Source organism: Aeromicrobium sp. JP4, assembly GCF_054957925.1.
Map to the genome: position 1 here is coordinate 1,400,886 of NZ_CM143290.1, position 24,727 is coordinate 1,425,612.

24 protein-coding genes and 2 tRNA genes are annotated in these 24,727 nt (G+C 72.3%); 8 read left to right on the forward strand and 18 right to left on the reverse strand.

Annotated elements, in window-relative coordinates; genetic code table 11:
• Window positions 1-19: 19 nt before the first annotated feature.
• Complete coding sequence (glmU, locus tag ACY1JX_RS06910; RefSeq protein ID WP_462565669.1) at window positions 20-1,471, reverse strand: bifunctional UDP-N-acetylglucosamine diphosphorylase/glucosamine-1-phosphate N-acetyltransferase GlmU; 1,452 nt, start codon at window positions 1,469-1,471, stop codon at window positions 20-22.
• A gap of 56 nt (window positions 1,472-1,527) precedes the next feature.
• A complete protein-coding gene (locus tag ACY1JX_RS06915; RefSeq protein ID WP_462565670.1) occupies window positions 1,528-1,851 on the reverse strand; it encodes an ArsR/SmtB family transcription factor in 324 nt (107 codons plus the stop codon).
• 18 nt (window positions 1,852-1,869) lie between these two features.
• On the opposite strand from ACY1JX_RS06915, the gene ACY1JX_RS06920 reads away from it, so the two are divergent.
• The gene (locus tag ACY1JX_RS06920) at window positions 1,870-2,349 is read left to right on the forward strand and encodes an SRPBCC domain-containing protein (protein WP_462565671.1); all 480 of its coding nucleotides are present in this window, start codon (window positions 1,870-1,872) and stop codon (window positions 2,347-2,349) included.
• A 5-nt stretch (window positions 2,350-2,354) separates the two neighbouring features.
• Here the strand turns inward: ACY1JX_RS06920 and ACY1JX_RS06925 are convergent.
• Window positions 2,355-2,433 (reverse strand) — tRNA-Gln (locus tag ACY1JX_RS06925).
• A 105-nt stretch (window positions 2,434-2,538) separates the two neighbouring features.
• Between ACY1JX_RS06925 and ACY1JX_RS06930 the strand changes: the two genes are divergently transcribed.
• Complete coding sequence (locus tag ACY1JX_RS06930; RefSeq protein ID WP_181754703.1) at window positions 2,539-3,024, forward strand: MarR family winged helix-turn-helix transcriptional regulator; 486 nt, start codon at window positions 2,539-2,541, stop codon at window positions 3,022-3,024.
• A gap of 113 nt (window positions 3,025-3,137) precedes the next feature.
• On the opposite strand, the gene ACY1JX_RS06935 is transcribed toward ACY1JX_RS06930, so the two are convergent.
• The 6 genes from ACY1JX_RS06935 to metG all read right to left on the reverse strand — a co-directional run bounded on the left by ACY1JX_RS06935 (window position 3,138) and on the right by metG (window position 10,382).
• On the reverse strand, window positions 3,138-4,910 hold the full coding sequence (locus ACY1JX_RS06935; protein ID WP_286929293.1) for an ABC-F family ATP-binding cassette domain-containing protein: 1,773 nt from the start codon (window positions 4,908-4,910) through the stop codon (window positions 3,138-3,140).
• Window positions 4,910-5,854, reverse strand: coding sequence for a 4-(cytidine 5'-diphospho)-2-C-methyl-D-erythritol kinase (locus ACY1JX_RS06940; RefSeq protein ID WP_462565672.1), 945 nt, complete (start codon window positions 5,852-5,854; stop codon window positions 4,910-4,912). The genes ACY1JX_RS06935 and ACY1JX_RS06940 overlap by 1 nt, the downstream gene beginning before the upstream one ends.
• Before the next feature lie 42 nt (window positions 5,855-5,896).
• Complete coding sequence (gene rsmA / locus ACY1JX_RS06945; RefSeq protein WP_462565878.1) at window positions 5,897-6,787, reverse strand: 16S rRNA (adenine(1518)-N(6)/adenine(1519)-N(6))-dimethyltransferase RsmA; 891 nt, start codon at window positions 6,785-6,787, stop codon at window positions 5,897-5,899.
• On the reverse strand, window positions 6,760-7,812 hold the full coding sequence (locus tag ACY1JX_RS06950) for a transglycosylase family protein (protein WP_462565673.1): 1,053 nt from the start codon (window positions 7,810-7,812) through the stop codon (window positions 6,760-6,762). The genes rsmA and ACY1JX_RS06950 overlap by 28 nt, the downstream gene beginning before the upstream one ends.
• A gap of 127 nt (window positions 7,813-7,939) precedes the next feature.
• Window positions 7,940-8,797 carry a TatD family hydrolase gene (locus ACY1JX_RS06955; protein ID WP_462565674.1) on the reverse strand — a complete coding sequence of 286 codons (858 nt, stop codon included), beginning with the start codon at window positions 8,795-8,797 and terminating at the stop codon, window positions 7,940-7,942.
• 4 nt (window positions 8,798-8,801) lie between these two features.
• Window positions 8,802-10,382, reverse strand: a complete 1,581-nt coding sequence (metG, locus tag ACY1JX_RS06960; protein WP_462565675.1) for a methionine--tRNA ligase — start codon at window positions 10,380-10,382, stop codon at window positions 8,802-8,804.
• A 145-nt stretch (window positions 10,383-10,527) separates the two neighbouring features.
• Between metG and ACY1JX_RS06965 the strand changes: the two genes are divergently transcribed.
• Together ACY1JX_RS06965 and ACY1JX_RS06970 are read left to right on the forward strand one after the other, a co-directional pair.
• Complete coding sequence (locus tag ACY1JX_RS06965) at window positions 10,528-11,145, forward strand: hypothetical protein (RefSeq protein ID WP_462565676.1); 618 nt, start codon at window positions 10,528-10,530, stop codon at window positions 11,143-11,145.
• Entirely contained in the window at window positions 11,142-13,121 is a 1,980-nt protein-coding gene (locus ACY1JX_RS06970; RefSeq protein WP_462565677.1) for a YhgE/Pip family protein, read from the forward strand. Before ACY1JX_RS06965 ends, ACY1JX_RS06970 begins: the two co-directional genes overlap by 4 nt.
• A gap of 6 nt (window positions 13,122-13,127) precedes the next feature.
• On the opposite strand, the gene fgd is transcribed toward ACY1JX_RS06970, so the two are convergent.
• Entirely contained in the window at window positions 13,128-14,156 is a 1,029-nt protein-coding gene (fgd, locus tag ACY1JX_RS06975) for a glucose-6-phosphate dehydrogenase (coenzyme-F420) (protein WP_462565678.1), read from the reverse strand.
• Entirely contained in the window at window positions 14,153-14,995 is an 843-nt protein-coding gene (rsmI, locus tag ACY1JX_RS06980; RefSeq protein WP_462565679.1) for a 16S rRNA (cytidine(1402)-2'-O)-methyltransferase, read from the reverse strand. The genes fgd and rsmI overlap by 4 nt, the downstream gene beginning before the upstream one ends.
• Before the next feature lie 113 nt (window positions 14,996-15,108).
• On the opposite strand from rsmI, the gene ACY1JX_RS06985 reads away from it, so the two are divergent.
• The 4 genes from ACY1JX_RS06985 (at window position 15,109) to ACY1JX_RS07000 (ending at window position 19,399) form a co-directional block, all read left to right on the forward strand.
• The gene (locus tag ACY1JX_RS06985) at window positions 15,109-16,623 is read left to right on the forward strand and encodes a dolichyl-phosphate-mannose--protein mannosyltransferase (RefSeq protein ID WP_286929281.1); all 1,515 of its coding nucleotides are present in this window, start codon (window positions 15,109-15,111) and stop codon (window positions 16,621-16,623) included.
• Between the two features lie 52 nt (window positions 16,624-16,675).
• The gene (locus ACY1JX_RS06990; RefSeq protein ID WP_462565680.1) at window positions 16,676-17,251 is read left to right on the forward strand and encodes an RNA polymerase sigma factor; all 576 of its coding nucleotides are present in this window, start codon (window positions 16,676-16,678) and stop codon (window positions 17,249-17,251) included.
• The gene (locus ACY1JX_RS06995; protein WP_462565681.1) at window positions 17,251-18,228 is read left to right on the forward strand and encodes a DUF4349 domain-containing protein; all 978 of its coding nucleotides are present in this window, start codon (window positions 17,251-17,253) and stop codon (window positions 18,226-18,228) included. The genes ACY1JX_RS06990 and ACY1JX_RS06995 overlap by 1 nt, the downstream gene beginning before the upstream one ends.
• A 130-nt stretch (window positions 18,229-18,358) precedes the next feature.
• Window positions 18,359-19,399, forward strand: a complete 1,041-nt coding sequence (locus tag ACY1JX_RS07000) for an LLM class F420-dependent oxidoreductase (protein WP_462565682.1) — start codon at window positions 18,359-18,361, stop codon at window positions 19,397-19,399.
• 12 nt (window positions 19,400-19,411) lie between these two features.
• Here ACY1JX_RS07000 and ACY1JX_RS07005 read toward each other — a convergent pair whose 3' ends face one another.
• The 7 genes from ACY1JX_RS07005 to glp all read right to left on the reverse strand — a co-directional run bounded on the left by ACY1JX_RS07005 (window position 19,412) and on the right by glp (window position 24,716).
• Window positions 19,412-19,768, reverse strand: coding sequence for a fluoride efflux transporter FluC (locus tag ACY1JX_RS07005; protein ID WP_462565683.1), 357 nt, complete (start codon window positions 19,766-19,768; stop codon window positions 19,412-19,414).
• Window positions 19,765-20,217, reverse strand: coding sequence for a fluoride efflux transporter FluC (locus ACY1JX_RS07010; RefSeq protein WP_286929274.1), 453 nt, complete (start codon window positions 20,215-20,217; stop codon window positions 19,765-19,767). Before ACY1JX_RS07010 ends, ACY1JX_RS07005 begins: the two co-directional genes overlap by 4 nt.
• 113 nt (window positions 20,218-20,330) lie before the next feature.
• On the reverse strand, window positions 20,331-21,479 hold the full coding sequence (locus ACY1JX_RS07015; RefSeq protein ID WP_462565684.1) for a hypothetical protein: 1,149 nt from the start codon (window positions 21,477-21,479) through the stop codon (window positions 20,331-20,333).
• A gap of 152 nt (window positions 21,480-21,631) precedes the next feature.
• A tRNA-Ala gene (locus ACY1JX_RS07020) sits at window positions 21,632-21,704 on the reverse strand.
• Between the two features lie 63 nt (window positions 21,705-21,767).
• Window positions 21,768-22,754, reverse strand: a complete 987-nt coding sequence (gene sepX, locus ACY1JX_RS07025) for a divisome protein SepX/GlpR (protein WP_462565685.1) — start codon at window positions 22,752-22,754, stop codon at window positions 21,768-21,770.
• Window positions 22,755-22,839: 85 nt separating this feature from the next.
• Window positions 22,840-23,442 (reverse strand): GNAT family N-acetyltransferase, encoded by a 603-nt coding sequence (locus tag ACY1JX_RS07030; RefSeq protein WP_181754661.1) that lies wholly within the window; start codon window positions 23,440-23,442, stop codon window positions 22,840-22,842.
• Window positions 23,442-24,716: a molybdotransferase-like divisome protein Glp gene (gene glp / locus ACY1JX_RS07035; RefSeq protein WP_181754659.1), complete on the reverse strand. Its 1,275-nt coding sequence runs from the start codon at window positions 24,714-24,716 to the stop codon at window positions 23,442-23,444. The genes ACY1JX_RS07030 and glp overlap by 1 nt, the downstream gene beginning before the upstream one ends.
• Window positions 24,717-24,727: the final 11 nt, after the last annotated feature.

A 24,727-nucleotide genomic window follows, 5' to 3' on the forward strand; every position in this document is an offset into this window, starting at 1 on the left:
GTTGCTCGTGGGCGTGCGCTTACTGAGGCTCTTGTGAGTGGCCACCGCTGGTCTCCTGCGTGGTCTGGTCCGCGGCAAGCGCGGAAGGCGTACCCGGTCGCCGGCTCGCGACCCACCCCTCGATTGTCCTCTGTCCAGCGGCGGGGACGGCCAGCGCCCCCGGCGCCACGTCGTCGCGCACGACCGTTCCCGCGCCGGTGTGCGCTCCGTCACCGAGCTCGACGGGCGCCACGAACACGTTGTGGCAGCCGGTCTTCACGTGGGCACCGATGGTGGTCCGGTGCTTGTTCACCCCGTCATAGTTCGCCGTGATCGCCCCGGCACCGAGGTTGCTGCCCTCCCCCACCTCGGCGTCGCCGACGTAGGACAGGTGCGGCACCTTCGCGCCGGCGCCGATGTGGCTGTTCTTGACCTCGACGAACGTGCCCACCTTGCCGCCCTCGTCGATGACCGTGCCGGGGCGCAGGTAGGCGAACGGACCGACGGTGGCGCGGGGCCCGACGACGGAGTCCGAGCCGTGCGTGCGCACCACCGAGGCGTCGTCGCCGATCTCGACGTTGCGCACCGTGGTGTCCGGTCCGATCGTGACGCCCTCGCCGATCGTGGTGGCGCCCAGCAGCTGCGTGCCGGGCAGGATCGTGGTGTCGCGGCCGATCGTCACACCGGTGTCGATCCACGTGGTGCCGGGGTCGAGGATCGTGACGCCCTCGGCCAGCCAGTGGTTCACGATCCGCGTGTTCAGCTCGCGGCCGAGGCGAACGAGCTGGCGACGGTCGTTGACGCCCTCGGTCTGCCAGACGTCCTCCAGGACGTGCGCGCCGACGGGCAGCCCCTCGGTGACGGCCTGACCGACGATGTCCGTGAGGTACAGCTCGGCCTGCGCGTTGTGGGTGCTGAGCGCGCGCACGGCGCGGTCGAGGAACGGTCCGTCGACGACGAGGATGCCGCTGTTGACCTCGCGGGTCGCGCGCTCGTCGTCGGTGGCGTCCTTGTGCTCGCGGATCGCCACGACGGCGCCGGTCCCGTCGCGCAGGATGCGGCCGTAGCCGGTGGGGTCCTCGGGCTCGGAGGTGAGGATCGTGACGGCGCGGCCGTTGGCGCGGTGCTCGTCCACGAGCGCGCGCAGGGTCTCGGCCGAGAGCAGCGGCACGTCGGCGTAGGTGACGAGGTAGGTGGCGGCGTCCGCGCCCGCGGCGTCGAGCGCCACCCGCACCGCGTCCCCGGTGCCGCGCTGCTCGGCCTGGACGGCGATCGTGACGGAGGGGTCGAGCGCGGCCACGGCGGCCTCGACCTGCTCGCGGTCGTGGCCCACGACGGTGACGACCCGGTCGACCCCGGCGGCCCGCACGGCGTCGAGCGCGTGGCCCAGCATGGGGCGCCCGGCGATCTCGTGCAGCACCTTCGCCCGGCGTGACTTCATGCGCGTCCCGGCCCCTGCGGCCAGGACGATCGCGGTGACCTGCTCGCTCACGGCACTCCTTCGTTGACGACCTTTCGAGTGTAGGTGCCTCCCGGGAGCCCGGCGGGTCAGTCGCCGTCGAGACGCCCCAGGAGGTCGACTGCGGCCCGGGCGTAGTCGCTGATCCACCGGTCGTGGATGCGTTTGATGGGCAGCGGGGCGAGGGACAGGTGGCGCTCGCGACCGATCTTGCGTCCCGTGACGAGCTCGGCACGCTCCAGCACCCGCAGGTGCTGGAGGACGGTGGTGCGGTCGAGGTCGTCGAATTCCCCGCAGAGGGCACCCGTGGTCAGGGGCTCCTCGCGCAGCGCGTCGAGCATCCGCCGGCGGACGGGATTGGCGAGGGCCTTGAAGACCAGGTCGTCGTCACTCCTGTTCGTGGCGGCATTCATGTTGTAAATTTACAACACATGAGCCCTTCCACACGTCTCGACACCCTGTCGTTCACCGTTTCCGGCCGCATCGCCCGACCCTGCGTCGAGGTGTACGAGGCCATCGTCGATCCCGACCAGCTCTCCCGGTACTTCACGACGGGTGGGGCGCGCGGGCGCCTCGAGCCCGGCGCCGAGGTGACCTGGGACTTCCACGACTACCCCGGCCGCTTCCCGGTGACCGTCGTCGAGGCCGACCCGCCCCGCCGCCTCGTGATCGAGTGGGAGGGCAACGCGACGACGAGCGACACCGGCACGACGCGGACGACGTTCGAGCTCGAGCCCGTCGAGGGCGACGAGGGCCGCACCCTGGTCACCATCTCCGAGCAGTCGTGGACGGTGACGCCTGAGGGCGCCACGAACGCGTTCGGCAACTGCGAGGGCTGGACGGGGATGCTCGCCGCCCTCAAGGTGTGGGTCGAGCACGGGATCAACCTGCGCGAGGGCTTCTACCGCTGAGACGGCTCCCCGGGTAGGAGTCGAACCTACGTCGCTAGTCCTGATTCAAAGTCAGGCGGGCCCTGCCGGCAGACCAACCGGGGATCGGTGGCCTCAGGCTACCGGAGCCGCGCGGTCCGCCGACGCCCCCGTGAAGCGCTCCGGGGAACTATCTCTACGTCAAGATTCTTGATGGTCTACCGTGGCGACATGGACGAGGTCGACGAGATCGTCGCGGCGTGGCGCCGCGAGCGCCCGGACGTCGAGGTCTCCCCGCTGGAGGTCTTCAGCCGGCTCATGCGGCTGGCCAAGCACCTCGAGCGGCTCCGCAAGCAGGCCTTCACGACGCACGAGCTCGACGTGTGGGAGTGGGACGTCCTCTCGGCCCTGCGCCGCTCGGGTGAGCCGTACGAGCTCTCCCCGGGCCACCTCGTCGCCGCCACGATGGTCACGAGCGGCACCATGACCAACCGCGTCGACCGGCTCGTCCAGCGCGGCCTGGTGCAGCGACGCCCCGCACCCTCCGACCGGCGCGGCGTGCTGGTGCGGCTGACGCCGGAGGGCCGCCGCCGCGTCGACGGCGCGCTCGACACGCTGCTGGCCCTGGAGACCACGATCCTGGCGGACCTCCCGGAGTCCGAGCGCGACCACGTCGCCGACGCGCTGCGCACCCTGACGGCTCACTTCAACGGCTGACCCGCGCGGCGGTTTCCGCGCCCCCTCTTCGACTTGTGGAACGGGTTGCACCGTTCCGTCCGGGACAAGGGTGCAACGCGCTCCAAAAGTTGCGACGGGGGGAACCGCGGCACTCAGGACTCGAGCTCGGCCGAGGCCTCGAGCCACGCCTCCTCGGTGGCCTCGAGCTCCTCGGCCAGCGGGCGGCGCTCGGCATCGAGCTCCATGAGCCGCGAGGGCTGGGTCGAGGCGTCGACCATCGCGCGGTCGAGGTCCGCGATCCGCTCGGTGAGCCGCTCGATCTGGCGCTCCATCCGGGCGACGTCCTTCTTCAGCTGGCGCTCGTTCTGGCCACCGCGCTGCGACGAGGACGCGGGCGCCGCCGGCTTCGCGGGGGCGCCGGAAGCGGCGACGGGCTGGGCTGCCCGGAGCCGGAGGTACTCGTCCACCCCGCCCGGCAGGTGGCGCAGGTGCGAGTCGAGGACGGCGAACTGGTGATCGGTGACGCGCTCGAGCAGGTAGCGGTCGTGCGACACCACCAGCAAGGTGCCGGGCCACGTGTCGAGGAGGTCCTCGATGGCCGCGAGCATGTCGGTGTCCATGTCGTTCGTCGGCTCGTCGAGGATCAGCACGTTCGGCTCGTCGAGCAGGATCAGCATGAGCTGCAGGCGTCGCTTCTGGCCGCCCGACAGGTCGCGCACCGGCGTGGAGAGCTGGGCGGAGGTGAAGCCGAGGCGCTCCAGCAGCTGGCCCGGGGTCATCTCCTTGCCCTCGGTCTCGTAGGACGTGCGCCTGCGGCCGACGACCTCGCTGACCCGGTCGTCCGCCACGGCATCGAGATCGGCGAGGTGCTGCGTGAGGGCGGCGATTTTCACGGTCTTGCCGCGCTTGACCCGGCCGGACGTGGCCGTCACCTCGCCCGTCACGAGGCCGAGCAGGGTGCTCTTGCCCGCGCCGTTCGGGCCCAGGATGCCGACGCGGTCGCCCGGACCGATCCGCCACTCCACGTCGCGCAGGACGGGTCGGTCGTCGTAGGAGACCGAGACGTCGAGGATGTCGACGACGTCCTTGCCCAGCCGCGCCGTGGCGAGCTTGGCCAGGGACACCGAGTCGCGCACGGGCGGCTCGCGCTCGATCAGCTCGTTCGCCGCGTCGATGCGGAACTTGGGCTTCGACGTCCGGGCGGGCGCGCCGCGTCGCAGCCAGGCCAGCTCCTTGCGCATGAGGTTCTGGCGCCGCTCCTCGCTGGCGGCGGCCTGCCGGTCGCGCTCGACGCGCTGCAGCACGTAGGCCGCGTAGCCGCCCTCGTAGGCGTCCACGCGCGCGTCGTGGACCTCCCACGTCAGCGTGCATACCTCGTCGAGGAACCAGCGGTCGTGGGTGACCACGAGGAGCGCCTCGGTGCGCCGCCGCACGTGGTCGGCGAGCCACGTGACGCCCTCGAGGTCGAGGTGGTTGGTGGGCTCATCGAGGATCAGCAGGTCCCAGCGCCGCACCAGCGTGCGCGCCAGCGCGACGCGGCGCCGCTGCCCACCGCTGAGGGTGCCGACCTCGGCGTGGTGGTCGACGTCGCCCATCAGCCCCGCGAGCACATCGCGGACCGCCGGGTCGGACGCCCACTCGTGCTCGGGCCGGTCGCCCACGACGGAGCCGATCGCGGTGAGGCTCGGGTCGAGGACGTCGTCCTGCTCGACGACGCCCACGCGCAGGTCGCGGCGCCACGTGACGCGGCCGGAGTCGGGCTCGAGCCGCTTGGCCAGGATGCGCAGGAGGGTGGACTTGCCGTCGCCGTTGCGGCCGACGACGCCGATCCGGTCGCCGTCGCCGACGCCGATCGTGACGTCGGACAGGACGGTGCCGGACGGGAAGGACTGCGCGATGCGCTCGCCGACGACGAGGGGCGGCATCAGACGAGCCGCGCCCCGGACACGGGCCCGCGGGACTGGATGACGTCGGCGGCCGACCCCGTGCTGGCGAGCGCCATCGCGAGGTCGAGCGCGTGCTCCTCGGAGGCGGCCAGGAAGGCCGTGGTGGGACCGGAGCCCGAGATCACGGCACCGAGTGCGCCGGCCTCGAGACCGACCTCGAGCGTGTCTGCCAGCTCGGGGCGCAGCGAGAGCGAGGCATCGGTGAGGTCGTTGGACAGGGCCCGCCCCAGCGCGTGGGCATCGCCGGCGCGCAGCGCGTTGATCAGCTCGTCGGGCACCTCGGGCACCTCGGGCGCGTCGGGGTTGAGCCGGTCGAACTCGGCATAGACGGCAGCGGTGGAGAGTCCTTCGGACGACGTGGCGAACACCCAGTGGTAGCTGCCGCGAGCCAGGACGGGGCTGACGGTCTCGCCGCGGCCGCCACCGATCGCGTTGCCGCCGTGCAGCAGGAACGGGACGTCGCTGCCCAGCTCGGCGGCGAGCGGCTCGAGGTCGGCGCGGCCCAGCCCGCCGCCCCACAGCTCGTTGCAGCCCACGAGGGCCGCGGCCGCGTCGGCGGACCCGCCGGCCATGCCACCGGCCACCGGGATCACCTTGCGGATCGCGATCTCCGCGCCGAGGCCCGGGTCACCGAGCCGCTCGCGCAGCAGCTGCGCCGCGCGGACCGCGATGTTGTCGGGGCCCTCCGGCACGCTCATGCCCTCGGGCAGGTCGAACTCGGTGTGCACGGCGACGCTCAGCTCGCCGTCCTCGCGCGCGGTGATGCGCAGCTCGTCGTGGAGGTCCACGGCCTGGTAGACCGTGGCCAGCGGGTGGAACCCGTCAGGGCGCACGCGACCCACGCCCAAGCACAGGTTGATCTTGGCCGGCACGCGCACGGTCACCCTCGTCACCACGGGCACCAACCTAACGGGCGTGCCCATCGGCGCACCGCGCGCCGTGACCGGCGGCGCGGCTCCGCCGGCTCAGCGCGAGGGCAGCGCGTCGGCGACGGCCGCGAACTGCTCGACGGTGAGCTGCTCGCCGCGGGTGCGCGGGTCGATGCCCGCTGCCAGGAGGGCGCGCTCGGCGACGTCGCCGCCACCGGCGTAGCCCGACAGCGCGGCGCGGAGCGTCTTGCGGCGCTGGGCGAACGCGGCGTCGACCACGGCGAACACCGTCTTGCGGTCGCCCGCCGGAGGCTCGCGCCGGGTGAGTGCGACGAGCGCGGAGTCCACGTTGGGCGCCGGCCAGAACACGTTGCGGCCGATGTTGCCGGCCAGGCGCACGTCGGCGTACCAGGCGGCCTTCACGCTGGGGATGCCGTACGTCCTGGAGCCGGGCCCTGCGGCCAGCCGGTGTGCGACCTCGGCCTGCACCATCACCAGGACGGTGCGCAGCGACGGGAAGGTCTCGAGGAAGTGCAGCAGCACCGGCACCGACACGTTGTACGGCAGGTTCGCCACGAGAGCCGTGGGCGGCGGGCCGGGCAGCTCGCGGACGTGCATCGCGTCGGCGACGACGAGGTCGAAGCGGTCGGCAGCGCCGGGGGCGAACTCCTCCACCGTGGCCGGCAGCAGACCCGCCAGCACGTCGTCGATCTCGACGGCCGTGACGTGGCTGGAGCGATCGAGCAGGGCCAGCGTCAGCGAGCCGAGGCCGGGCCCGATCTCGACCACGACGTCGTCGGGGCCGACACCGGAGACGTCGACGATGCGGCGCACCGTGTTGCCGTCGATGACGAAGTTCTGCCCCTTCTGCTTCGTGGGGCGCACGCCGGCCTCGGCCGCCAGCCGACGGATGTCGGCGGCGCCGAGGAGGCGGACGGAGCGGTCGGCTCCGGACTCGCTCAGTTGACGCCGACCTTCGCCGCGCAGGACCACTGACCCCACCCGGAGCGCGCCTGAAGGATCTTGGCGTACTTGATCTGGGTGGCCTTGCTGTGCTGGTGCGGGAGCCCGGGACCGCCGACGCTGCGCCACGTGGCGGCCGAGAACTGCAGGCCGCCGTAGTAGCCGTTGCCGGTGTTGATGCTCCAGTTGCCACCCGACTCGCACTTCGCGATGCGGTCCCAGACGCCGCCGTCGACGGTGTCGGGGTTCTTCGTGCCGCGCTTCTGCACCTCGGCGATCGGCGGGCGGACCGTGCTGCGCGAGATGACGCGGCGCTTGCGGACCTCGCCGTCGGCCAGGATCAGCTCGACCTTCGCGCGGACGAGACCGTCGCGGCCCTCCTTGAGGACCTCGGTGTCGCCCTCGTACAGCGAGGAGTCGTCGGTGAACTCGACCTCGTGGTCGACCTCGATCTTCTCGGTGCGGGTGACCTTCTCGATCCGCACGACGCGCAGCGACTGGCGCGGCTTGAGGTACGACCCGAGTCCGGGCTTGACCTCGTCCATCTCGCCGACCTTCACGCCGCGCTGCTGGAGCAGCGACTGGACCGTGGGGGCGGCGGTGACGAGCCTCTGCTTCTTGCCGTCCACCTTGAGGATGACGGGCTTGGGGTTGCTCACGACGACGCTGTTGCCCTCGAGGCCGAGCCGCTCGTCGGGAGCCATCGAGAACGAGGCGCCCTCCTTCGGCTGGACGTTGAGGGTCTCCAGCGCGCCGGCGACGTCCACGTCGTTCACGGTGCGCTGGCTGATCTTGCCGTCGACCACGAGGGTGACGGCCTTCGCGCGGCGGACCTTCACGACGTCGCCGTCGTCGAGGTCGGTGGCCGGCGCGGGGCTGACCTGGTCGGCGGGGTCGAGCGTGACGTTCTTCTCTGCGAGGAGCTCGCTGACGGTCTCGCTCTCGGTGCGGACCTCGGTGACGACGCCGTCGACGTCGAAACGGACGAGGTCGTCGTAGGTCGAGGCGTGGACGACGCCGCCGACGGCTACGGCCAGACCGACGGCCACCAGGGCCATCGTGACGGTGTTCCGGGGGGTGACTTCAGGCAACAAACGGGGCACAAACTACCTCAGGGGTTGGAGATACAACCTTTCCACCATGCGTGTTGGTGGCGGCAATTTCAAATCCTGTGACTCATGTGACTGTAGCGACTCGCTCCGGCCAGTGTCCGCCGAACGCCCGATCGGTGTTCTCGTCGATGGCCTCGCACAGCTCTGCCACGTCGGTCTGGAGCACCTCGGCCATGAAGCGCACGGTGTGCGGGATGAGGAAGGAGGCGTTCGGCTCGCCCCGGTGCGGCATGGGCGTGAGGAAGGGCGCGTCGGTCTCCACGAGGATGCGGTCGCGGGGCGCGATGCGCAGTGCCTCACGCAGGTACTCGGCGTTCTTGAACGTGACGGTGCCGGCGAACGAGAGGTACGCGCCCCGGTCGACGCACCGCTGCGCGAACTCGGCGTCGCCGCTGAAGCAGTGCATGATCACGCGCTCCGGGACGCCCTCGTCGTCGAGGATCGCGAGCACGTCGTCGTGGGCGTCGCGGTCGTGGATCACCAGCGAGCGGTCGTGGCGCTTCGCGATGCGGATGTGCTGGCGGAAGCTGTGGTGCTGGAGCGGCCGCAGTTCGGGACCGGTGCGGAAGTAGTCCAGACCGGTCTCCCCCACGGCGCGCACCACGGGGTCCGCGGCGAGCCGGTCGATCTCGGCGAGGTCGGCCTCGAGGGTGTCGCTGCGGGCCGCGTCGTTGGGGTGCATCGCGACCGCGGCCACGACGCTCGGCTGCGTGCGGGCGACCTCGACCGCCCAGCGCGAGCCGGCCAGGTCGCAGCCGACCTGCACGGTGCGGGTGACCCCGACCGCGGCGGCACGGTCGAGCGCCTCGTCGACGGGGATGAGCGCGCCCCCGCGGATGCGGGTGTCGAGGTGGCAGTGGTTGTCCACGACCGGGCGCGGCAGCGCCTCGGGCGCGGCCGGCCAGCCCTCGGTGAGCGTCACCGACTCAGGCCTCGGCGAGGTCGATGCGCGGGAACAGCGACGGCACCTTCGTGATGGTGGCGCCGGGTCGGAGGCGACCCCACTGCGCGGCCTCGTCGATGCGCTGGTCGGCCAGCGCGCCCAGGCCGGGCTCGGCGCCGAGCGACTCCCACAGCGAGGCCGTGGCCTTCGGCATCACTGGGTGCAGCGTGACGGCCAGGACCCGCAGGCCCTCGGCGGCGGTGTTGAGGATCGTGCCGAGGCGCTCGCGCTGGGACTCGTCCTTCGCGACGGCCCACGGCTCGGACTCGGTGATGTAGAGGTTCAGCGCGTCGACGATGCGCCAGATCGCGACGAGGGCGTCCTGCGGCGCGATGCGCTCCATGGCCTCGTCGGCCTCGGTCACCGCGGCCGCGACGGTGTCGACGATGTGCTGCTCGGCGTCGCCCAGCGGGCCCGCCGGCGGCAGCTCGCCGTCGAAGTACTTGCCGATCATCGCAGCCACGCGCGAGGCGAGGTTGCCGAAGCCGTTGGCGAGCTCGGCGTGGTAGCGCGCGCCGATGTCCTCCCACGAGATCGAGCCGTCGCTGCCGAACGTGAGGGCGCGCGTGAAGTAGTAGCGGTAGGCGTCCGAGCCGAACGTGCCGACGATCTCGGTGGGGTGGATGCCGTTGGCCTTGCTCTTGCTCATCTTCTGGCCGCCGACCAGCAGCCAGCCGTGCGCGAAGACGCGGTGCGGCACGGGCAGCCCGGCGGCCATCAGCAGCGCGGGCCAGATCACCGCGTGGAAGCGGACGATGTCCTTGCCGACGAAGTGCACGTTGGCCGGCCACAGGTCCTCGAAGCGCTCGTCGTCGACGCCGTACCCGGCGGCCGTGACGTAGTTGAGCAGCGCCTCGATCCACACGTACATGACGTGCGAGTCGTCCCACGGCAGCGGGATGCCCCAGTCAAAGGTGGAGCGCGAGATCGACAGGTCCTTGAGGCCGCCGCGCACGAACGCGATGACCTCGTTGCGGGCGGACTCGGGCTGGACGAAGTCGGGGCGCTCCTCGTAGAGCGCGAGCAGCCGCTCGGCGTACTTGCTCAGCGGGAAGAAGTAGTTCTCCTCGGTGACGTGCTCGACCCGGCTGCCGTCGAGGGTGGAGACCTTGAAGCCCTCGTCCTCCCCCTCGCCGTCGGCGACGTACTCGTCGGCCACGAACTCCTCGGAGCCGACGCTGTACCAGCCGGAGAACTCGCCCCGGTAGACCTCGCCGCGGTCGTTGAGGTCCTGCCAGAACGCCTGGGCGCCCTTCTCGTGGCGCGGCTCGGTGGTGCGGATGAAGTCGTCGTTGGCCGCGTCGATCGTGCGCAGCATCGGCAGCCACTCGTTCTCCACGAGGCGGTCCACCCACTCCTGCGGCGAGACGCCGTGGGCGTCGGCCTTGCGCAGCACCTTCTGGCCGTGCTCGTCGACGCCGGTCAGGTAGTGGACCCGCTCGCCGCGCTGGCGGTGCCACCGCGTGATGACGTCGCCGATCGTGGTCGTGTAGCCGTGACCGATGTGGGGCGCGTCGTTGACGTAGTAGATCGGCGTCGTGGCGTAGAAGGTGGGTTCGGGCACGAGTCCGAGTCTAGTGATCGCGCCGACGGGGTCCGGACCGCCCGGCGCGGGTAACGGAAATCACCTGCCTCGCCTCTGGGGCAACCGCGGGTGACGCTGGAGACTGGAAGGTCGGGCCCCCTCCCCGGCCCCGGGAGCGAGAATCATGAGAATCGAAGCGATCGCCACGTCGGTGGACGGCCCGCACTCCGCGGTGCTGGAGCCGACCTCGGCCACCATCGAGTCCGGAGGGGTGACCGTCGTCGACGGCCCGCCCGGCACCGGTCACACCGCGTTCAGCCTGCTGCTCGGCGGCCGGCTGGTCCCGTCCTCAGGACGGGTGCTCATCGACGGTGAGGCCGACGGGCAGCAACTGCGCGACGAGGTGGCGCTCGTGGACGTTCCCGACGTCTCCGAGCCCGACGACGTCGTCTCGCTGGCCACGACGATGGGCGAGGAGCTGGCGATGGCGCGAAGGCCCGCGGGTCGACGCGACGTCCGCGACTGGCTCGAGGAGCGCGACGCGCAGGAGTGGCGGCGCACCCGCGTGGAGGACGTCCCACCCGACGTGCGGCTCGCGCTGCTGGCCGACGTCGCCGCCCGGCGGCCCGGTGTCACGGCTCTCGTGCTGTGCTGCCCCGACCGGTACGGCGCCGATCCCCACGCGGCGCTCGGCGTGGCGCACGAGCTGGCCGACCGGGGTCTCGCGGTGTGCCTGCAGCTGACCACCAACTCGCTGCGCAACGTCAGGACCTCGCACGCGACTCTCGGAGGTGCCCGGTGACCGCGCTGCGGCTCGCCCTGAGCGAGCTGCGCCGCCTCACCGCCGGCCGGATGCCGCGGCTGGCCGTGCTGGCGATCGTGCTGATCCCGACCATGTACGCCTCCCTCTACCTGTGGGCCAACCACGACCCCTACGGCAAGCTCGCCTCCGTGCAGGCGGCGCTCGTCGTCGAGGACGTGCCCGCCGACAGCGCCCAGAGCGGCACCGTGCACGCCGGGCGGGACGTGGCCCGCGACCTCGTCGAGGACGGCTCGTTCGACTGGCAGGAGGTCGGGTCCGACGAGGCCGCGGCCGGGGTCGAGGACGGCACCTACCTGTTCGCCCTCACGATCCCCCGCGGCTTCTCCACCGCCCTCGCGTCGACGGCGGACTTCGACCCGGCGCAGGGCACGCTGATCCTCACGACCAACGAGGCCAACAACTACCTCTCCTCGACCATCGCCGAGCAGGTGCTGACGAAGGTCAGCTCCTCCATCGCCGAGAACGTCAGCGAGCGCGCCGCCTCTTCCTTCCTGCTCGGCTTCTCGACGCTGCACGACCAGCTGAAGGAGGCCGGCGAGGGCGCCGAGACGCTCGCCGACGGCCTGGTCGACGCCCACGACGGTGCCCAGCGGCTCAGCGCGGGCGCCACCGAGCTGTCGGCGGGCGAGGCCAGGCTGGTGGAGGGCCAGCGTGCCCTCGGCGCGGGCCTGGACGACGCCGCGACCGGAGCCGGCACGCTGGCCTCCGGGGCCGACACACTGTCCGACGGCGCCGGCGAGCTCGCCTCGGGTGCCCGGCAGGTCGCCGACGGCAACGCCGAGCTGGCCACCGTCGCCGACCGCATCGCCGAGGCGTCCGCCCAGGCAAACGGCGATCTCGACACGGCACGCGCCGACATCGCCGAGCGGCTGGCCGCCTCCGGCCTGGACCCGGCCGAGCAGGAGGCGATCCTCGCCTCGCTCGACGACCTGCGCCAGCCCTTGGACGACCTGGACGAGCGGGTGCAGACCACCACCGGCCAGATCGACGAGCTGGCCGACGGGGCGGACCGCGTGGCCTCGGGTGCGGGCGAGCTCCGCGCGGGAGCCACCCGGCTCTCCGACGGCGCCGGGACGCTGCGTGACGGCCTGCAGACTGCGCGCGACGGCAACGCCGAGCTCCTCGCGGGACAGACCGACGCCCAGGACGGCGCCGCCCAGCTGGCCGACGGCGCGGGCACCCTCGCCTCCGGGCTCGAGAGCGCCCGCGACGGCTCCCGCGAGCTGGCCGACGGGCTCGCCGACGGCGTGCGGTCGATCCCCGACCTCTCCGAGCAACGCCGCGACGAGACGGCGCGCACGATCGCCTCGCCCATCCGGACCGAGGACGTCGCCCAGGCCTCCGCCGACAGCTACGGCGCCGGACTGGCGCCGTTCTTCCTCGCGATCGGCGCGTGGGTGGGCGGCTACGTCATGTTCCTGCTGGTCCGCCCGCTGTCGAACCGCGCGATCGCGGCGCGGCAGTCGCCGTGGCGCACCGCGCTGGGTGGCTGGCTCACGCCTGCCGCACTCGCCGCGGCGCAGGTGCTGATCATGCTCGCCGTGGTGATGTCGGTCGTCGGCATCGACGTCCTGCGCGCGACGCAGGTGGCGTTCTTCCTCTTGCTCGTGGGAGCGGCCTTCGTGGCGATCGTGCACGCCCTGAACGCCTGGCTCGGTCCCGTCGGACAGCTGCTCGGGCTCGTGCTGCTGGTGCTCCAGCTGGCCAGTGCGGGCGGCACGTTCCCGTGGCAGACCCTGCCGCCCACGCTGCAGTCGATCCACCACGTCCTGCCGATGACCTACGCGATCGACGGGATCCGGCACCTGATGTACGGCGCGAACCTCGACTCGCTGCCGCGCGACATCGCGGTGCTGGCCGCCTACGTCGTCGGAGGCGTCGCCATCTCCGCGGGCGCCGCCTACCGCCGCCGGATCTGGCGCGTCTCGCAGATCAAGCCCGAGATCGCGCTCTGAGCCGGCTCAGCGGTCGCGCAGGCGCGGGGCGAGGTCGCGCTCGAACAGCTCGAGGAAGCGCTCCTGGTCGTGGCCGGGGGCGTGGAACACGAGGTGGTTGAAGCCCCAATCGACGTACTGGCCGATCATCGCGGCGACCTCGTCGGGATCCGAGCCCACGATCCAGCGCTTCGCGATCTGCTCGATGGGCAGCGCGTCGGCGGCCTTCTCCATCTCGACGGGGTCGGTGATGGAGTGCTTCTGCTCGGGCGTCAGCGACAGCGGCGACCAGAACCGCGTGTTCTCCAGCGCCAGCTCGGGATCGGTGTCGTACGAGAGCTTGATCTCGATCATCCGGTCGGCGGCGTCGGGGTCGCGGTCGGCCTTCTCGGCGCCCTCGCGAAACGCCGGCAGCAGCTTCTCGGTGTAGAGCTCAGCGCCCTTGCCGGACGTGCAGATCGAGCCGTCACCGGCGCGGCCGGCGTAGCGGGCCACCATGGGTCCGCCCGCCGCGATGTACACGGGGATGGGCTCGTCGGGCCGGTCGTAGATCGAGGCGTCGTGGGTCGAGTAGTACTCGCCCTCGAACGACACGCGCTCGTTCGACCAGAGCTCGCGCATGAGCCGAACCGACTCGCGCAGGCGGGCGAAGCGCTCCTTGAACTCGGGCCAGTCCTGCTCCCCCGCGCCGCGGAATCCGGTGGCGATCTCGTTGAGGGCCTCGCCGGTGCCGACGCCCAGGACGATCCGTCCCGGGTACAGGCAGCCCATCGTCGCGAACGCCTGCGCGATCACGGCGGGGTTGTAGCGGAAGGTCGGCGTCATCACCGAGGTGCCGATGACGACCGACTCGGTCCGCTCCCCCACCGCGGTCATCCACGCGAGGGAGAACGGCGCGTGCCCGCCGACGTGGCGCCATGGCTGGAAGTGGTCGCTCGTCCAGACCGACTCCATCCCGTGCGCCTCGGCGGAGACGGCGAACTCCACCAGGTCGCGCGGACCGAACTGCTCGGCCGAGGCCTTGTATCCCAGCTTCAGCGGCTGGCGCTCGTTCATGACGACTCCTTCGGGGCGTGGGCGGCGGCATAGACCACCTTGCGGGAGATTCCGGTGCGCCGCGCGACGTCGGCGATCGCATCCTTCGTGCTGAGACCCTCGGCGCGGACCTCGGCCACCATCGCGGCGAGGTCGGTCTCGGCGAGGTCGGCCGGCGCCTGCGGCTCGGCACCGGAGACCACGATCGTGATCTCGCCGCGCACGCGCTCGCCGTCGGCGGCCCAGGCGGCCAGCTCCGACAGCGGGCCGCGCCTGACCTCCTCGTGGGTCTTGGTCAGCTCGCGGCACACGGCGGCACGGCGATCGGGACCGAAGGCCTCGGCCATCGCCTCGAGCGTGGGGGCCGTGCGGTGCGGGGACTCGAAGAACACCATCGTGCGCTCGTCGGCGGCGAGGGCGCCCAGGACGCGGGCCCGCTCTCCCGGCTTGCGCGGCGGGAATCCCTCGAAGCAGAACCGGTCGACCGGCAGTCCCGACACCGCCAGGGCCGTGAGGACGGCGGACGGCCCGGGGATCGCCGTGACCGGCAGGTCCTCGGCCACCGCGGCGGCCACGATTCGGTAGCCGGGGTCGGAGACGCTGGGCATCCCTGCATCGGTGACCAGCACCACCGTGGCGCCGTCGCGCAGGTGCTCGAGCAGCTCGACGGTGCGCTGCTGCTCGTTCCCCTCGAAGTACGAGACCACCTTCCCGGGCACCTCGACCCCCAGGTCGGAGGCGAGCCGGCGGAAGCGCCGCGTGTCCTCGGCGGCCACCACGTCGGCCTCGGCCAGCGCGACGGCGAGTCGCCCGGACGCGTCCGCCACGGTTCCGATGGGCGTCGCGGCGAGGATCAGCACCCCTCGATCCTGCCACGGCGGCCCGGCGCCGCAGGTCCGGCGGCGGGAGAAGAATGTAACTCGGAGTTCGCCAGCCTCTCCCACGGAGCGCCGCGTCTGGCTAGGGTGTGCGAGTGACTCTGCTGGACAGGATCAGCCTGCGCGCGTGGGAATGGATCGGACCGATCGCCATCGCCCTCGTGGCGTTCGCGCTGCGGATCTGGAAGGTCGGCAGCCCCAACTCGCTCACCTTCGACGAGACCTACTACGCCAAGGACGCCTGGGGGCTGATCCACGGCGGCTACGCACGGGACGCCACGGACGACGCCAACGGCCGCATCATCAACGGCGAGACCGACGTCTTCACGCAGGACCCGACGTGGATCGTCCACCCCGACGGCGGCAAATGGCTGATCGCGATCGGCGAGAAGATCTACGGCCTGACGCCCCTGGGCTGGCGGTTCGCGGCGGTCGTCGTCGGCTCGCTCATGGTGCTCGTGCTGGCCCGGCTCGTGCTGCGCCTCACGGGGTCGCTCGCGCTCGGGTGCATCGCCGGGCTGCTGCTGGCGCTCGACGGGCTGCACTTCACGATGTCGCGGATCGCCCTGCTCGACATCTTCCTGGCGTTCTGGATCCTGTGTGCCGTCGCCTGCCTCGCGGTCGACCGCGACTGGCTCGGCGAGCGGCTGGCCGTCGACCGGCGCTACTACGCGTGGCGGCCGTGGCAGCTGGCCGCCGGCGCCTGCTTCGGCATGGCCGTGGCCACCAAGTGGAGCGGCCTGACCGTCCTGGCGGCGTTCGGCGTCACCGTCGTGATCTGGGAGGTCTGGGCCCGCGGCCGGGTGACCACCTGGCAGGAGGCCGCCACCCGCGTCCTGCGCGTCGGGCTGCCGGCGTTCGGCTGGCTCGTCGGCGTGGCCCTCGTCGTCTACCTGCTGACCTGGACCGGCTGGCTGCTGCACCACGACGTCTTCGAGGCCCGGTTCGGCCACGGCTACGGCGAGGAGCCCGTGTGGGGCAGCGTCTCCGATCCCACGCGTGGCCCGCTGGGCGGCGTGATCGACGCGTTCCGCTCGCTGTGGGCGTTCCACGTGATGACCCTGGACTTCCACACGGGGGACTACCTCGCCACCAAGACCCACCCCTACCAGTCCAACGCGTTCGGCTGGCTCATCCAGTGGCGGCCCACGAACGTCTCGTCGAACTTCGACATCGCCGCCGACGTCTGTGGAGCGGCGGCCGACTCCAAGTGCGTCCGCCAGGTGCTGACGCTCGGCAACCCCGCTCTCTGGTGGGTCGGCACGCTCGGCCTCGTCACCGCACTGGTGGCCTGGATCCGCAACCCGACGTGGCGCTGGAGCCTGCCCCTCGTGGGCGTGCTCGCGACGTGGGCCCCGTGGTGGATCACGTCGGGCCGCCCCATCTTCACCTTCTACGCCGTCGCGATCGTGCCGTTCATGATCATCGCGCTGTGCCTCGTGCTCAACGCCATCCGGCGCCGCGTCCCCGACCGGCTGTGGTGGCCGGCCGTGGGTGCCTACCTCGGCGTCGTCGTCGTCGCGTTCTGGTACTTCTACCCGATCCTGGCGAACCGGATCATCACGTACGACCAGTGGCGCGAACGCATGTGGTGGGACCGCTGGATCTGAGACGATCACCGCATCCGCGACATGTGAGGTCGTGGAGGCAAGGATCGAGACCATGGCCGGACCGGCCGAGCCCGCGTCGACCGACGCGCCGGTGAGCGACGCCGCGCTGCTGGCCCGCGCCCAGCGCGGCGACACGTGGGCGTTCGGGGCCCTGTTCGACCGGCACGTCGGAGCCGTCTACTGGCAGGCGCACCGCGTGGTCGGTGACGCCGACGAGGCCGAGGACGTCTGCCAGGACACCTTCGTCACGGCGTGGCGGCGGATCGACGACATCACGATCGTCGACCGCTCGATCCTGCCGTGGCTCATGGTCACGGCCCGCTACACGGCGCTCAACGCCGGCCGGAAGCGGGCGCGGCTGCGCGCCGTGGCGCTGGAGCACGAGCCGGCCGACGCGGGCGCCGACCCGGCCGGCCACGTGGAGGAGGCCGCCGTCGCGGCGGCCATCGAGGCGGCCGTGGCCCGCCTCTCGGCCGTCGACCGCCGGCTCTTCGAGCTGTGCGTCGACGGCGACCTGACCTACGAGCAGGCGGCCGCCGAGCTGGGCGTGACCCACGGCGCCGTCCGCAACCGCGTGTCGCGGCTGCGGACCCGCCTGCGCGGCGACCTGCGTGAGGAGCGTGCGTGATGACCGGGACGGAACTGCCGGTGCTGGAGCCGGAGCGGATCGAGCGGATGAGGGCGGGCGTCATGGACGCCGTCACCGAGCACGAGGCGCAGTCGCGACGCCAGCGCCGGCGGGTGCGCGGCGTTCTGGCCGGCGCGGCCGCGGCTGCCGTGTTCGTCGTGGGCGGCGTGGGGATCGGGCTGAGCGGAGGGCTCGTGGGCACCACCGGTGGCTCGGACTCGATGAGCAGCGGCGAGGCGAGCGACGTCGAGGCACCGGCCGCCCGTGAGGACGCCGGAGCCGCCGAGGGCGGGGCCGAGGCCGACGACGCGGAGGCGCCGTTCGTGACGACGGTCGTCACCCGCGGGTCGATGTCGGTCGAGGTCGATGCGGTGGACGACGCGGTCGCCTCGATCCGCGACTTCGTCGGCGGCACGGGCGGGCGGATCGACTCCGAGAGCCTCGAACGCTCGAGCGCGAGTCTCGTCGTGCGGGTCCCGGCCCGCGACGTGGAGCCGCTGCGCCGCGAGCTCGACGAGCTCGGCGACCTCTCCGGGGTCTTCCTCGAGCGCTCCGATCAGGCCACCGTGATCGCCGACGTGGACGCGCGGATCGAGTCGCTGGAGACCTCCATCCGGCGCCTGCGGGCGATCATCGCGGACTCCTCCTCCACCCGCGACCTCCTCGACGCGGAGGCGCAGCTGACCCAGCGCCAGGGCGAGCTGGAGTCGCTGCAGGCGCAGCGCCGTGCCCTGCGCGACGAGACCTCACTGGCCACGATCGACGTGTCGGTCGTGGCGCGGGACGCCGCGCGGTCGGTCGATCCCGGCGACGGCTTCGTCGGTGGGCTCACCCGCGGCTGGAACGCGCTGGTCGACACGGTCGACGCGCTCGTCACCGCCGTCGGCGTGGCCGTGCCGTGGCTGCTGCCGCTCGGGCTCGTGGCCGCCGTCGCGCTGGCGTTCCGGCGGTGGCGGGCACGGCGCGACGAACGATGATGCATTCTGCCCCGCTCCCGTACCCGAACGCATCATCGTTCGTCTGACCGGGCCCCGGGACGGGACGCCCCTCGATGTGGCAGCGTGAGCCTCGACACGGGCGAGGGCCGCCCGGACCACGGAGGTGCACATGAAGCTCGGACTCAGCCTCGGCTACTGGGGCAAGGGACAGCCGCCGGGCCAGGCCGAACAGCTGGCCCTGGCCGAGGAGCTCGGCTACGACTCGGTGTGGACCGCGGAGGCGTACGGCTCGGACGCGCTGACCCCGCTCGCGTGGCTCGGTGCCTCCACCTCACGCATCAAGCTGGGCACCGGCATCGTCCAGATGTCGGCCCGCACGCCCACCGCCACGGCCATGGCCGCGATGACCCTCGACCACCTCTCGGGCGGCCGCGTGCTGCTGGGCCTGGGCGTCTCCGGTCCCCAGGTCGTCGAGGGCTGGTACGGCCAGCCGTACCCGCGTCCGCTCGCCCGCACCCGTGAGTACTTCGAGGTGCTGCGCCAGACCATCGCCCGCGAGCGGGTCGAGCACGACGGCGCGCAGATCCAGATCCCCTACGTCGACAAGTACGGGATGAAGTCGACGGGCCTGGGCAAGGCGCTGCGCTCGACCCTGCACCCGGTCCGCGACCAGATCCCGCTGCTGCTCGCCGCTGAGGGCCCGAAGAACATCGCCCTGTCGGCCGAGATCGCCGACGGCTGGCTCCCGTTCTTCTACTCGCCCTGGGACGCCGACTTCGCGCACACCGCGCTGGAGGAGGGCTTCGCCCGGCGCGCGCCCGAGCGCCTCCCCCGCGACCAGTTCGAGATCGCCTGCCCCGTGCAGGTGATCGTCTCGGACGACCTCGAGGCCGCGGCCGACTGGATCCGCCCGTTCATCGCCCTCTACGTGGGCGGCATGGGCGCGAAGGGCGCGAACTTCCACTTCGACGCCGTCGCGCGCCTAGGCTACGAGGAGGTCTGCGCGAAGATCCAGGACCTCTATCTCGAGGGCCGCAAGGACGAGGCCACCGCGGCGGTCCCGCTCGACCTCGTCGAGAAGATCGCCCTGATCGGCCCGAAGGAGAAGATCCGCGACGACCTCGCCGCCTGGAACGAGTCCGTCGTCACGACCCTCATGGTCGGCGGCGACGCCGACACCCTGCGGATGATGGCCGAGCTGGTCCTCTGAGGCTGTCGACTGTCACCCGGCCCAGAGCCCCAGCGCGGCCGCGGCGAGGCTGAAGGCGAGCATCGCGGCGGCGTGGAGCGCGGCGGCGGTGAGCGCGCGGGTCCTGCCGGCGCGGGCCAGCAGCACGGTTTCGACGCTGGCGGCCGAGAAGGTGGTGTAGCCGCCGAGCAGGCCCGTGCCGACGACGGCGCGCACGTCGGAGCCGGCCGTCGTCGATGCCACCACGAGACCGAGCACGAAGGACCCGGTGACGTTCACGGCGAACGTGCCCAGCGGGACCGATCCGCGGACCCACCGGGCGACCACGCCGTCGACGATGAAGCGGAGCGCGGCGCCGAGCCCTCCGGCGAGGGCGACCAGCGCGATCATCGGCCGGCCTCCCCGGACCGCTGCGCCGGGACGCCGCCGCCCGCAAGCACTCCGAGCGCCGCCGCGAGGACTCCCGCGACGACGCTCACCGAGGCGTACGCAAGCCCCAGCCCCACCGAGCCGCCGCCCAGCAGCCGGTCCACCTCGACCGCGAACGTGCTGTAGGTCGTGAAGCCGCCGAGCACCCCGGCGCCCAACGCGGGCCGAACGAACCGCCACGAGCCCGAACGACCACCACGCACCGCGAGCAGCGCCACGAGCAGCCCGAGCAGGAACGAGCCGGCCACGTTCACCCCGAAGGTCGCCCACGGCCAGTCCCCGTGGGCCACGGGGAGGGCGTCGGTGAGCAGGGCACGCGCGGCCGTGCCGATCGCGCCGCCGGCCAGGACGAGGGCGAGCACGGCGGGCTGCAGGAACAGCGGCCGCGCGGTGGCGTCGTCAGCGCGCACGGGAGTCCTCTCGGTGGTGACGGCACGGGTGCGCGCCGAGCCTACGCTCCCGGGAACGACAGCGCGGTGGACCGTGGCCGGAGCCACGATCCACCGCGCGTGAGTCGAAGGGACTACCGCTTCATCCTGAAGACGTAGACCTTCGTGACGGTGCGGGGCTTGCCGCCCGTCGGCGTGTACGTGGCCTTGACACGGATCTTCGTCGAGGCGGCGCCCTTCTTCTTCAGCTCCTTCTTGAGCCTGTTGATCGTCGCGCGCGACGGCTTGACCCACACCGCGGCCTTGCCGGAGGTGCCGACCCGCTTCGAGACGGTCTTCAGCGCGCCCTTCCGGGACGGGCCGACGGTCAACCGGCCGGCGCCGGGCAGCTGGATCTTCAGCTTCACCGCGGCGGCACGGGAGTAGGCCGAGGCCTTGGGCAGCGTGAACGCGTTGCTCGGCGCGGCCGGGACGGGGACGGGGACGGGGTCAGGCTCGGGGACGACCACCGGGGCCTTGATGCCGGTGCGCACCGCCGTGTCGAGGACGGCGCGCCAGCCGCCGTCCTGGCCCTCGGCATGCGCGGGGCTCGCGAGGAACCAGTCCCAGGCCAGCGACACCGTGGTGCCCTTGCCCTCACGCGTCGTGTACACGCCGGCATTGTCGTTGTCAGCGTCGGCGTACTGGCTCACGGCGCCCGCGGGCAGCGTGGAGATCTGGTACGACAGCGAGCCGTTGTTGCTCGGCAGCGTCGCCGGGCCACCGTGGAACGGGCTGTCCGCGGGTGCCACGTTGAGCCACTGGTCGTCACTGGTGGCCTCGACCTCGTACCCGAACAGTCCGTTGAGGGTTCCCAGGCGGTCCAGGGCGACGACGATGGAGCCACCAGAGTTGACCCACGACACGATGGCGGACTTCGCGGCCGGCTCCAGGGCGGGCACCCATTCGCCGCGCTCGAGCTCGGGCACCACGAGCGTGTCCTGGCCCTCGAGTGCCGTGGTGACGGCCTCGGCGCTCGTGCCGGTGAACGGCGTCACCGTGTGGCCGTCGGCACGCAGGCCCACGATCATGTTGGCGGCCTCGTGGTCCGGCTGCGTGCTCACGTTCTCGAGGTCGGTCGTGTCGACGAAGCTCGGGTCGTTGAGCAGGGCGATCTTGGCGCCGGGCTCCGCCGGCTCGGGGGCTGCCGTCGCGGCGGGCGCGGCGAACGCGAGAGCACCGGCGGCGAGGGCGCCGGTGAGGAGTCCGGACAGGACTCGGGTCTGATTCTTCGGGGGGATCATGCGCGTGAGCCTAGGGGCGCATGTGACTGCTGGGAGGACTTTCGTCCCAAGGTGGTGCCAAAGAACCACGCGATGTAGCAACGGCCACGCCTCGCACGGCCCCGGACAGACGACGACGCCCCCGGAACTGGTCCGGGGGCGTCGATCAGACGTGGAGCATAGGAGATTCGAACTCCTGACCTCTTCGATGCGAACGAAGCGCGCTACCAACTGCGCCAATGCCCCAAGGTCGTGATTCAGGATAGCAAGACCGCCGAGGCGGTCGCTCCCGAGGGTCGGTGAGTCGGGTCAGTGCCCGACGGCGTGCTGGTCGGTGCCGGCGTCGCCCTCGTCCACGCCCGGCAGCTCGGTCTGCTCGCCCTCGACGTGACCCGAGGTCCACGCGCCCGGCTGGCCGAACTCGATGGTGCGGACGGTGCGGCCCGCGCGCGGCTTGCTGACGTAGGTGGGCACCGTGATCGGCAGCGGGTCCCACAGCGGCTCGCCGCTGTTGGCCGAGACGCTGGGCACGGCGATCTGCAGCTGCTCGTCGAGGGCGTCGGCACCCAGGGGCGCGTCCATCTCCATGACGTTGCGACGGTCGGGGTCGAGGTCCTCGACCTGGTCGGAGACGACGACGGTCATCTCCTCGTCGGCCGCAGAGCCACCCACGGCGGTGGAGCTGCGGTCGCCCACCCGGCCGGCGGCCCAGCCGAAGACCCGGCCCGTGGCGGCGGGCACGGCGCGCAGCCCGCGCAGGACACGGCCCTGCGAGGAGCGGCGGGCGATGCCACGCTCCTGGCGCACCATGACCCGGCACAGGATCAGCCAGCCGACGATCAGGCCGACGCCGACGGCCGGGGTCCAGACCGGCACGACCCGGCCGACGGCCAGGCCGGAGAGCGCCGCCAGGACGGCCACGAGCGTCAGCAACACGTTGCGACGGCGTCGGGCCGCGATCCGGGCGGCGTCGCGCGTGACGCGCGGACGCTGCGTGTCGACCGCCGGAGAAGTCCGGTCGACACGAGGGGAAGCCGAAGGGGTGGGGGCGGCCTCAGCCCGCTGCGGAGCCGCGGGGCTCTTCACCACGGGGCTCTTCTGCACGGCGAGGGCGTCCACGGGGCGCTCCTCGGCGGCGACGGAGACCCGGCGGGGCTCGACGACGCGGCGGGTCGGACCGTCCTGGTCCAACGAGGAGTTCTTGCTCGCCTCGTCGTAGCGACGCAGGACGAGCGGCACGAAGTACGCCGCCCACAGTGCGACGACGAACGCGACGATCAATCCGCTGGAACCCACGCTTGAAACCGTAGGTCGTGCAGCGCTCGATCCGTGGGAGCGAGCCGGGTGTGTCGCACCAGAGTTCACGCCGGCCCCGTCCGGCTCAGGCCGGGGGACGCTCCTGGCGCAGCCGCTCGAGCACCCCGTGGGGCACGTCCTCCTTGAGCAGCTGGAAGACGCGATGGTCGCGCCAGTCCCCCGCGATGTGCAGGTAGCGCGGCGCCAGACCGAACTCGGTGAAGCCCAGTTTCTCCACGACCCGCAGGCTCGCCGCGTTCTCCGGACGGATGGAGATCTCGATCCGGTGCAGGCCCGCCTTGGTGAACAGGTGGTCGCACACGAGCGCCACCGCGGTGGGCGTGACGCCCTTGCCGGCATGGCTGCGGGCCACCCAGTAGCCGATGCTCGCCCACAGGGCCGAGCCACGTGTGATCCCCGTGACGGTGACCTGCCCGACCATGTCGCCGGCCCACGTGGCGGCGAACGGCATCGCGAGGCCTTCGCGGGCCTTGCGCCGCAGCGCCGCGATCGTGGCACCGTACGAGTCGGGGGCGGTGCCCTCGCCGCGCGGCAGCGTGGCCTCCCACGGCGACAGCCACTCGAGGTTCTCCGCACGCAGCCGTGCCCAGGTGGAGGCGTCGCGACGCGTGAGGGGTCGCACCCCGATCAAGCCGTCCGAGAGGGTCGCCGGCCAGCCGCGCGCCATCAGAAGTTGCGGTCCAGCACGAGGGTGCGGACGGTGTCGCCGAGGTGCAGCGCGCTCTCGTCCTCACCGACCACGATCAGGGCATTGGCCTTGGCGAGGGCGCCCACGAGGTGGGGCCCGGTGTGCGGCAACGGCGTGACCTTCGCCCCGCGGTGCGTGACCTCGAAGAACGCGGGCCGGTACTCGCGGACGCCGGTGTCGGAGGTGAGGTCCTCGGCGAGCACCGCGTGCACCTGCGGACGTCGGTAGGGCGTGCGGCCGAGCATGCGACGGATCGCCGGCACGACGAAGACCTCGAAGCCGACGTAGGCCGAGACGGGATCCCCCGGCAGCGTGATGACCGGGGTCTGCTCGTCGAAGACGCGACCGAAGCCGTGAGTGCGCCCCGGGCTGATCGCGATGTCGGAGAAGGTGACCTCGCCGATCTCGGAGAGCGTGCGCTTCACCAGCGCGCGCTCGTCGCCGGTGATGCCGCCGGTGGTGATCACCAGGTCGGCGCGCACCAGCTGGTCGGACAGGACGCGCTTGAAGTGCGCCGGGTCGTCGTCGACGACGCCCACGCGGTAGGCGATCGCGCCGAGGTCGCGCACGGCGGCCGCGAGCATCGAGGAGTTGGCGTCGTGGACCGAGTCGGCGTCGAGGTGGGCCCCGGGCTCGCGCAGCTCGCGGCCCGTGGACATGACCACCACGCGCGGGCGGGGCCGGGCGCGCACGCGGTCGCGTCCGATGGCCGCCAGCAGGCCGATCTCGCGGGGACCGAGGACCGCGCCCTCGGGCAGCGCGATGCCGCCGCGGGACAGGTCACCGGCCGCGTGTCGCACGCCCGAGCCGGCCAGGACGGCGCGGCTGATGGCGACGCGGGTGCGGCCACCGTCGGTGGAGTCGGCCGCCACCACGGCGTCGGCACCGCGCGGGAGCGGCGCGCCGGCCATGATCCGCACGCACGAGCCGCCGCTGATGGCGAAGGGCTTGCCGAGGCCGGGGACGATCTCGGCGACGACGGGAAGCTCGACGGGGTCACCGGGTCGGGCACCCACGACGTCGGTGGCGTTGACCGCGTAGCCGTCGACCGCGGCGGAGGAGAAGCGCGGCAGGTCCTCGTTGCTGATGACGTCCTCGTGCAGGGTCAGGCCGAGGGACTCCACGACGGGCTGGTCGTAGGCCGCGAGCGGTCCGACGCCCCGCAGGATCGTCTCGAGATGGTCCTCGACCGTCAGGCGCCCGGGGGCGACGCTGACGGGACGCGTCCGCGGAGGCAGCTGACCTGACGACATGCGTGCCAGCC

Coding starts and splice junctions, on each gene's coding strand:
- ACY1JX_RS06915 (WP_462565670.1), bottom strand. CDS start 1,851: ATGAATGCCGCCACGAACAGGAGTGACGACGACCTGGTCTTCAAGGCC.
- ACY1JX_RS06920 (WP_462565671.1), top strand. CDS start 1,870: ATGAGCCCTTCCACACGTCTCGACACCCTGTCGTTCACCGTTTCCGGC.
- ACY1JX_RS06930 (WP_181754703.1), top strand. CDS start 2,539: ATGGACGAGGTCGACGAGATCGTCGCGGCGTGGCGCCGCGAGCGCCCG.
- ACY1JX_RS06935 (WP_286929293.1), bottom strand. CDS start 4,910: ATGCCGCCCCTCGTCGTCGGCGAGCGCATCGCGCAGTCCTTCCCGTCC.
- ACY1JX_RS06940 (WP_462565672.1), bottom strand. CDS start 5,854: ATGGGCACGCCCGTTAGGTTGGTGCCCGTGGTGACGAGGGTGACCGTG.
- ACY1JX_RS06965 (WP_462565676.1), top strand. CDS start 10,528: ATGAGAATCGAAGCGATCGCCACGTCGGTGGACGGCCCGCACTCCGCG.
- fgd (WP_462565678.1), bottom strand. CDS start 14,156: ATGAACGAGCGCCAGCCGCTGAAGCTGGGATACAAGGCCTCGGCCGAG.
- ACY1JX_RS06990 (WP_462565680.1), top strand. CDS start 16,676: ATGGCCGGACCGGCCGAGCCCGCGTCGACCGACGCGCCGGTGAGCGAC.
- ACY1JX_RS06995 (WP_462565681.1), top strand. CDS start 17,251: ATGACCGGGACGGAACTGCCGGTGCTGGAGCCGGAGCGGATCGAGCGG.
- ACY1JX_RS07000 (WP_462565682.1), top strand. CDS start 18,359: ATGAAGCTCGGACTCAGCCTCGGCTACTGGGGCAAGGGACAGCCGCCG.
- ACY1JX_RS07005 (WP_462565683.1), bottom strand. CDS start 19,768: ATGATCGCGCTGGTCGCCCTCGCCGGAGGGCTCGGCGCCGCGCTCCGC.
- ACY1JX_RS07015 (WP_462565684.1), bottom strand. CDS start 21,479: ATGATCCCCCCGAAGAATCAGACCCGAGTCCTGTCCGGACTCCTCACC.
- ACY1JX_RS07030 (WP_181754661.1), bottom strand. CDS start 23,442: ATGGCGCGCGGCTGGCCGGCGACCCTCTCGGACGGCTTGATCGGGGTG.
- glp (WP_181754659.1), bottom strand. CDS start 24,716: ATGTCGTCAGGTCAGCTGCCTCCGCGGACGCGTCCCGTCAGCGTCGCC.